The organism is Streptomyces sp. NPDC004647, assembly GCF_040609575.1.
GTDB lineage: Bacteria > Actinomycetota > Actinomycetes > Streptomycetales > Streptomycetaceae > Streptomyces.
Window position 1 is genome coordinate 1 of record NZ_JBEXKU010000153.1, and the last position, 7,591, is coordinate 7,591.

The 7,591-nt window shown below is 69.3% G+C and carries 8 protein-coding genes and 1 pseudogene; 4 read left to right on the forward strand and 5 right to left on the reverse strand.

Annotated features, from left to right (window positions below; genetic code table 11):
- Positions 1-603 precede the first annotated feature (603 nt).
- Positions 604-843, reverse strand: coding sequence for a hypothetical protein (locus ABZW18_RS33760; RefSeq protein WP_356195107.1), 240 nt, complete (start codon positions 841-843; stop codon positions 604-606).
- A gap of 152 nt (positions 844-995) precedes the next feature.
- Here ABZW18_RS33760 and ABZW18_RS33765 point away from each other — a divergent pair, with 152 nt between their 5' ends.
- The 3 genes from ABZW18_RS33765 to ABZW18_RS33775 all read left to right on the forward strand — a co-directional run bounded on the left by ABZW18_RS33765 (position 996) and on the right by ABZW18_RS33775 (position 5,101).
- Positions 996-3,143, forward strand: coding sequence for a helix-turn-helix domain-containing protein (locus ABZW18_RS33765; protein WP_356195110.1), 2,148 nt, complete (start codon positions 996-998; stop codon positions 3,141-3,143).
- A 3-nt stretch (positions 3,144-3,146) separates the two neighbouring features.
- Positions 3,147-3,701 (forward strand): XRE family transcriptional regulator, encoded by a 555-nt coding sequence (locus ABZW18_RS33770; protein ID WP_356195113.1) that lies wholly within the window; start codon positions 3,147-3,149, stop codon positions 3,699-3,701.
- 272 nt (positions 3,702-3,973) lie between these two features.
- A complete protein-coding gene (locus ABZW18_RS33775; RefSeq protein WP_356195115.1) occupies positions 3,974-5,101 on the forward strand; it encodes a PP2C family protein-serine/threonine phosphatase in 1,128 nt (375 codons plus the stop codon).
- Between the two features lie 543 nt (positions 5,102-5,644).
- On the opposite strand, the gene ABZW18_RS33780 is transcribed toward ABZW18_RS33775, so the two are convergent.
- On the reverse strand, positions 5,645-6,106 hold the full coding sequence (locus tag ABZW18_RS33780; RefSeq protein ID WP_356195117.1) for a MarR family transcriptional regulator: 462 nt from the start codon (positions 6,104-6,106) through the stop codon (positions 5,645-5,647).
- A gap of 107 nt (positions 6,107-6,213) precedes the next feature.
- On the opposite strand from ABZW18_RS33780, the gene ABZW18_RS33785 reads away from it, so the two are divergent.
- Complete coding sequence (locus ABZW18_RS33785; protein ID WP_356195120.1) at positions 6,214-6,627, forward strand: organic hydroperoxide resistance protein; 414 nt, start codon at positions 6,214-6,216, stop codon at positions 6,625-6,627.
- 134 nt (positions 6,628-6,761) lie between these two features.
- Here ABZW18_RS33785 and ABZW18_RS33790 read toward each other — a convergent pair whose 3' ends face one another.
- From ABZW18_RS33790 to ABZW18_RS33800, 3 genes and pseudogenes are all read right to left on the reverse strand, one after another.
- Positions 6,762-6,896, reverse strand: a complete 135-nt coding sequence (locus tag ABZW18_RS33790) for a hypothetical protein (protein ID WP_356195124.1) — start codon at positions 6,894-6,896, stop codon at positions 6,762-6,764.
- A gap of 114 nt (positions 6,897-7,010) precedes the next feature.
- Positions 7,011-7,142: a hypothetical protein gene (locus tag ABZW18_RS33795; RefSeq protein ID WP_356195122.1), complete on the reverse strand. Its 132-nt coding sequence runs from the start codon at positions 7,140-7,142 to the stop codon at positions 7,011-7,013.
- 191 nt (positions 7,143-7,333) lie between these two features.
- Positions 7,334-7,501: pseudogene (locus tag ABZW18_RS33800) on the reverse strand (hypothetical protein); the annotation flags it as partial.
- Between the last annotated feature and the right edge of the window lie 90 nt (positions 7,502-7,591).

Here is a 7,591-nt window from a genome sequence, read left to right on the forward strand (position 1 = left end):
AAGAGCCGTGTAACGGGAGACTGTTACGCACGGATTCTGTGAGAGCCGGGGGGTGTGATTCCCCCCGGCTACTCGGCAGACCGTCGTGGTGAGCGAGGAGGAAACGGCCCCGTAAGAGGCGTCAGGTGGGGATCAGGAAGACGAGCGCAAGCGAATCGTCATTGATGTGTCGTAACGAAAACAGACGACATCGAAATCGAGTTGTGTAAACGGCCCTCGGTATAAGCCTGGCGGGAGCCCGTCTATTGGCCAGGCGGTGTCCGGCATGTAGGCGACGTGAGCCTGATCTGCTGCACGGCTTCCCCCGCGGCCGTCGGCCTATGCTCCGGCCCCAGCCGCTCGATGCGGACGGTGTCAGCCTGCGGTCACGTAGAGAGCCGATAGCCACCCACCGACCGTTCGCCGGAAGGGTCGACCGCCGACGGCGCACACCCAGCCGACTCCAGCGCCAGCTCCGCCGCCTGCAGCAGGTGAGACCACTCCCACGGGCACGGGTTTTCCACGTCGTCGTCGCGGCTGGTCATCCGCCGGAGCTCGAGCAGCCCTTCCCACGCCCTGCGCACCTCGCGGGCCCGGGCCTGGGGATCCTCTGGGGTCGGCTCGTCACCGGTCCGAGCGGCGAAGCCCGGCGAGCCCGGAGGGGCCGGTCGTTGACGAGGACGGATCAGGCACTGGGTCGAGGAGACGTTCGCGCAGGTGCCGCCCCGCCGGAGTGAAATTGCAGCGGTGCGGTGGCGGGTGCCGAAACGCCCATCCGCCTGCGATCAGACCGGCCAACTGCGCGGGCGTGCCTGTCAGCAGGCCGGTCTGCGGTTCGGCGGCCTTGAGCACCTGCTGCTGCATCCGTCTGTCCTGTCACGTGGCCATTGTCCGGGCCGTGTGCCGCCACGAGCCGATGTGCTCATTCAGATGGTCGACCACCGATCCGACGCGACTTGTGCGCAATATGTACGCGAAATGTTACGGATGATGTACGCTGATGGAGGGAGGTTTCCGTGTCCGAGCCATTCGATGCCATCGACGCGTTGATCGCGGGCCAGGCCGTACTGCCGCCGCCGACCGAGCGCGAGCGGCTGCGCAAAGCCCACGGTCTGAGCCAGGAGCAAGTCGCGAAGGCCATGAAGGTGCGGCGAGCCACGCTGGTCAACTGGGAGAGCGGAAAGACCGAGCCGCGGCCACCGCAACGCGAGGTCTACGCCCACTTCCTCACCGAGCTCGCCAAGCTGTACCCGGCCAACGCCGCCGCGCCCGAGCAGGTCACGGCGCCTGAGGCGCCTGCCGCGGAGCCGGTGCCGGAGGCCTTCACCGGCCCCGCGCCGCAGCAGGCAGGCGCGGCGGCGTCGGCTGCCCCGGCCCCGGCGGTGAAGAAGGCCGCTGCCACCAGGCCGACGTCGACCTCGCGCCGCCCGGTGAAGAAGGCCGCGCCGGCCCGCATGGCCGCCACGGTGGCCGCGAACGATGCGCGGTTCACGAACGGGCCGCTGGCGGTCCTCGATGGCGACGGCACCGCGTACTGCCCCGGTGGCCTCGTGCTCGAGTGCCCGGCCAAAACCCTTCCGCAGCTGGTGGAGTGGACGCTGAGCGAGGCCCGGTTGGGAGCCGCGCGGCTGCACCGTTCGGGGAAGGACGCCGACCCGCTGATCGTGCTCACCGAAGCCGCTGCCGTGCAGCTGGGCCTGCCGGCCGAGCTGACCGACCGTCGCGGGCTGCGGCTGCCGGACGACCACCCGGTCATCAAGGAACTGGGCAGGGCGAAGTGGCAGCTCACCAGGCGGGGGTTCGGGCCCTGGCCGCGGATCTACCGCCCGGCGATAAGCGGGCAGCGTCAGTGCGTGCAACTGGCAGTCCTGCCCTGGGGGGCGCTCGATCCGCGCGACTGGGGCAAGTCGTGGGTGGCGCAGGTGGCAGGCGGCCAGGTGCCCGCAGCGGAGATCGCCCGGGTCCTGGGCACCTACGCCACCCGGGTCCTGCCCCCCCGCGGGGGCGGTGCCACCTGCGGGGTGGCGCTGATGGAGGCGCTGCGCCCGCCCACGCGCGCCGTGAAGGACGAGGCGACCGGCACGTATGTCTCCGGGCCGATGCCCGGCTCGCTCACCGCGCCGGTGGATCCGGCGCCGCCGGAGGCCCCGCCCGAGCACCCGGTTCCCTACGCCCTGTGGGGTCGCGACCGGCCGGAGGACCAGGCGCTGGATGAGGAGGCGTACGAGTGGATCCGCGACCCGGAGCTGCTCACCGATGCCGAGTGCGCACGCGCCTTCGCGGTGGGGATCGACGTGAACATGGCCTTCGCCGCGGCCGCGAACCGGCTGATCGTCGGCCTCGGTGCGCCGGTCCATGTGAAGGCACCGGTGTTCGACAAGAAATTGCCCGGCTCGTGGCGGGTGGACCTCTCGCACATCGAGCTCGATCCGCGGTTGCCGAACCCGTTCACCCCGCACGGCGACCAACCGGCGGGCCCGGCCTGGTACGCCACCCCGACCCTCGCCTACGCCCTGGAGCTGGGGGCGTCGGTGGAGCCGATCGAGGCCTGGATCCGTCCCGAGAACGGCCCGTACCTGGACCCCTGGTACGCACGGCTGCGCGACGCCTACATGCACACCATGATCGAACTCGGGGTCGCCGGGGACCTGGACGAGCCGGACTTTCTCGCCGCGATGGAGCGGCACAAGAGCGTGGATCCTGGCCTGGCCGCGGTGCTGACGGCGATCAAGGCGACGGTGAAGGGCGGTGTCGGCAAGCTGCGGGAGCGGCCGCAGGGCGCCCGCTACCGGCCGGGCGACCGGTGGTCGGCGCTGGACCGGCCGACGTGGCGCCCGGACATCCGGGCCGCGGTCATCTCCACGGCGCGGGTGAACATGCACCGCAAGATGGCCAAGTTGGCGGCCGCCGCCGATCTGTACCCGATCGCGCTGCTGTCGGACTGCGTGGTCTACCTCTCCGACGGGCCCTCGCCGGTGGACGTCCTGCCGCGCACGCCTGACGGCAGGCCGGTCCCGGGCGGGTTCCGGCTCGGGGTGTCGCCCGGGATGGTCAAGCACGAAGGCACCCAGCCGTTCCTCTGGGCGGCCGAAATGCTGGACGCGGGCCACAATCCCGCCCGCCATATCAAGGGCACCGATGCCGTCGTGGACGGAGGGGAGTGACCCGTGGGGAAGATCGGTGACGGCCTGGACAAGGCCGAGCAGCAGGTCCTCACCCGCCCGGTACCGAAGTCGACCCAGGCGCGGGTGCGGTTTCTGGTCAAGCAGCTGAAGACCACCCGGGCCGTTGCCGAGCTCCTGGGGGTCAGCCAGCGCTCGGTGGAGCGCTACCTCACCGGGCAGCGCAAGAGTCCGCCCAAGCCGATCTCCGACCGGATCGAGGGGGAGGTTCGGCGCCGTTGGCAGCCGCGCGTACGGCAACGCGCCCGCCAACAGGCCGCCACGGCCACCGGCATCACCGTAGAGACCAGGGCACAGTTCGGCTTCACCGCAGCCCCCGGCTCCACCGACGACGCCCGGCTGCGCCGCATCACCGAACACCTTCCCCCGGACTACGCGGCGCGGCTCTTCGATGCTCACGCTGCTGGTGCGACCGAGCGGCAGCTTGAAGGGATCGTCGCTGAAGGGCTGCAGGAGATGTATTTCAAGGACCGCGGCCGCCGCGCCCAGGGTCTCCTCGTCGATTTCACCGGCATCGATTACATCGAGATGGATTACTGACGACGGCCTTGCCGTCGATCTGCCCGACAACTGTGACTGAGCGCTTCAGTTGTCGGGTCAGCGGCTGAGTTGGCGAGCCTGAGAGCAACGGGCACCGTAGCGTTGGGGGAGGGGTCCCCGGATGCCCCGGGAGGCCGCGGGAGCGATGAGTGGAACACTCAACTTCAGCAAGGCAGGCTGTACCCATGCGGACGCTCTTCCGCCCAGCTCCTACGCCGGGAGCGGGCGGTCACAGCCGGGCCCTTTTCCCAGTCGCGCAGTGCGTGCCGTTCGTGATCATACTGCTCGGGCTGGGGATCGAGCTCTCGCCTGCGCACGATATCTACACCGGCCCTCTCCTCACCGCGATGCCGGCACTGGCTTCGCTGACGATGGGCCCGAAAGGCACCCTCTCGGCAGCGGCTGGAGCCCTGGCCGTCAGCCTGATCACCACCACCCTGCACCAGGCGTGGGGTGGCATGCTGATCTACAGCAACCTCCTGGGCCTCCTCGTGGTGTCCGTGGCCAGTGTCATCACGAGTAAAGCTGTACACACGCGCAGGCAGAGCGAGCTCACCCAGGTCCGCCGGGTCGCCGTGGCAGCACAAAGAGTCCTGCTGCGGCCTATACCGGCCCGGCTGGGCCCGGTGCGGGCGGCCAGCATGTACCTCGCGGCTGAGGCGGGAGCGCAGATCGGCGGCGATCTGTACGAGGCCGTACAGACCCGGTATGGGGTCCGGATGATCGTGGGGGACGTCCGCGGCAAAGGGCTGCCTGCTGTGCGTTTGGCGGCAGCCGTGCTGGGCGCCTTCCGGGAGGCCGTGCACTATGAGGACGACCTCGTGGAGGTGGTGAACCACTGCGCGGCTGCGCTGCACCGGGAGCGAGCCGCGCCGGGTGCGGTCGACCAGGACGAGAGGGAAGACCAGGCGGAGGATTTCGTCACTACGCTCGTAGCTCAGGTGCCCGACGGCTTCGAGGTCCAGGTGGTCAATCGCGGCCATCCGCCTCCGCTGCTGCTGCACCAGGGCAGGGTTCACGCCCTGATGCCCAGCTCACCACTGCCACCCCTGGGGCTGGACGACTTCATAACCTGTCCTCCCGCCAAGGCGGAGACCTATCCGCTCGCACCCGGTGACCGTCTGCTGCTGCACACCGACGGCGTAATCGAGGCACGCAATCCTGACAACGATTTCTTCGCCTTGCCCGAGGCCATGGAAGCGGTGCACACCTGCACCCCGCCGCAGTTCCTGGAACAACTGCACCAGGCATTGATCCGTCACGCCGGGGGCCACCTGGCGGACGATGCGGCGATGCTCCTCGTCGACCGGCTCGACGAAGAAGAAGCAGACAACAAGCAGTCGTCGCAGCTACTGCTTCCTGAAGTGACAGACCGAATCGATCTTCCGGCCACGTCCTGAGCGCGGTGCTTGGCGAAACCCGCCGACTGAAGCGCTCAGTCACACCCGTTGGCCTGGGCGTCGTGTCCCGTCGCATTTCAGTTGGCAGATTCGCGGTCCTTCGCGTTCGCCGTGGCCGGTTCGCATTGGATCTTGCTTCGATCGTGGGGTTTGAGCCCTACGTAGCCGGTAGATCACCTGGGAAGGCCGCTTCCGTCGAGTCTGCTACTGCCTGAGAGCTGGCATGGGCCCGCTGCGCGAGGGGCGCCCAGCCAATGCCCGAAGGACCGGCGGGCCAGTCGTGGCCAACCATCACTGAACAGAGCGGCCAACTTCGAGCGAGCACCGATCCATGACCTGCCCCTTTGCTCGAAGAGGCGGCCAACTATCGCTGAAGGTCACAATGACGTCACCCCGTCAGATCCCGTCTTGGCGCTGGTCAAAGCGTCGACGGCCCGACTCGTAGCCGCGGTCCGAGGCGTCTTTCAGCTCCCGGCGCGGGGCGGCGCATGTGAAACGGCAACCCAGTGCGGTGGTGGCGCGCCGTCGCCGGGTACGGCCGGCTCAGAGGGTGGCGCCGTCAAGCGCGGCGGTCAGCGCGTGGAGGCGGGCGCGGAGGTCGCGGATCTCGTCCAGCGACAGGCCGGTGGCGGCGGCGATCCTGCGGGGGACGCGGAGGGCCTGCTCGCGCAGAGCGGCGCCCGCGTCCGTGGACCGTGCGGTGACCGACCGCTCGTCCTCCGCGCTGCGGCGCCGCTCCACGTACCCCGCCGACTCCAGACGCTTGAGCAGCGGGGACAGCGTGCCCGAGTCCAGCCGCAGCAGCTCGCCAATCCGCTTCACCGGCAGCTCGCCGTGCTCCCACAGCACCAGCATGACCAGGTACTGCGGGTAGGTCAGGCCGAGGTCCTGCAGCGTGGACCGGTACACGCCGTTGAAGGCGCGCGTGGCGGCGTGCAGCGAGAAGCAGATCTGGTGGTCGAGGCGGAGGAAGTCTTCGTCCCGCACGGTGCTCAGCGTCTCCATACCAGAAGGGTACGGGATGGATGGTGGTGCGTCATTGAGTTGTGCACAACTGAATTGTGTGCTGTAGTTGTCCTCGGACGTTCCCACAGACGAGAGGGATGGACCTCATGGACGCTCTGTACACCGCTGTCGCCACCGCCAACGGCCGCGAGGGCCGCGCCGTCAGCTCCGACGGCCAGGTCGACCTGCCGCTCGCGCACCCGCCGGCGCTCGGCGGCAACGGCCAGGGCACGAACCCCGAGCAGCTCTTCGCCGCCGGCTACGCCGCGTGCTTCGCCAGCGCGATGGGCGTCATCGGCCGTATGGAGAACATCGACGTCAAGGACGTCTCGGTGACCGCCGAGGTCAGCATCGGCAAGGACACCGACGGCGGCTTCGGGCTCGCCGTGGTCATGCGCGTCGAGCTGCCCTCGCACCTCGAGGGCGAGGCGGGCCAGGACCTGCTGAAGAAGACGCACGCCTTCTGCCCGTACTCCAAGGCCACGAACGGCAACATCCCGGTCGACCTCGTCATCGAGTAACGCGGCCCGGTCGCAAACGCCTGGCCCGGCCGGTCCGTCGCGGACCGGCCGGGCCACGGCCATGGGCACGGATCAGGCGAACGTCTCCGCGAGCCAGCTCTGCCACGTGTCCTCGATCCGCTGAAGGTGATCATCTACACCAATTCGACAACGAGATCCGGCTGGCTGGCCACGCACACGTCGTGACCGGCCGAACGCAGCGCCCAGGCGAGCGGGATCTGGATGTGCAGGTGGGACTTGGCGGCGAAGGTCGTGAACAGGACCCGCATCAAGGACTCTCCTCTGCTTCTTCCGCCCCGAAGCGTGGCCAACGCCCCTCGCAGCCCGATCGACGACGGCCGGACGCCCGCCAGGGCGGGCGCCCGGCCGCCGCCGGGTTCCGGTCAGCCCGTCACGGCCGCGTCCTCCTTCTCCCGGTCCTGGGTGATCGTCGCGATGCGCAGCGCTGCCACCAGGTCCCGGTACAGGTCGTCGGTGACGAGCAGCTCGTCGTGCGTACCGGTGGCCCGGCACACGCCGTCCTCCATGACGACTGGTCGGCGTCCACGACGGTGGAGAGACGGTGCGCGATGGTGATCACGGCGCCCCGGGAAGCGACGCGCACGACCGCGTCGTGGATCGCGGTCTCGGTCAGACCGTCGAGCTGGGCGGTCGCTTCGTCGAGGAGCAGGATCTCCGGCTCGCCGACCATGGCCCGCGCCAGCGCGATGCGCTGCCGCTCGCCGCCGGAGATCACCGTGCCGTCAAGCGGGGTGTCGAGGCCGTTCTCCAGGGTGCGGACGCGTTCGTCGAGGCGGACGTCCCGCAGGACCGTCCACAGCGCCTCCTCGTCCGCCTCGGGGTGGGTGTAGAGCAGGTTTTGCCGCAGGGTGATGGTCTGCGGGGAAGTGTCAGTTGGGCATCGTCATCTGAGTGTCAGTGGCGCAGGCTTAGTGACCTGGTGGTTGGCACTGACGGACGGTGC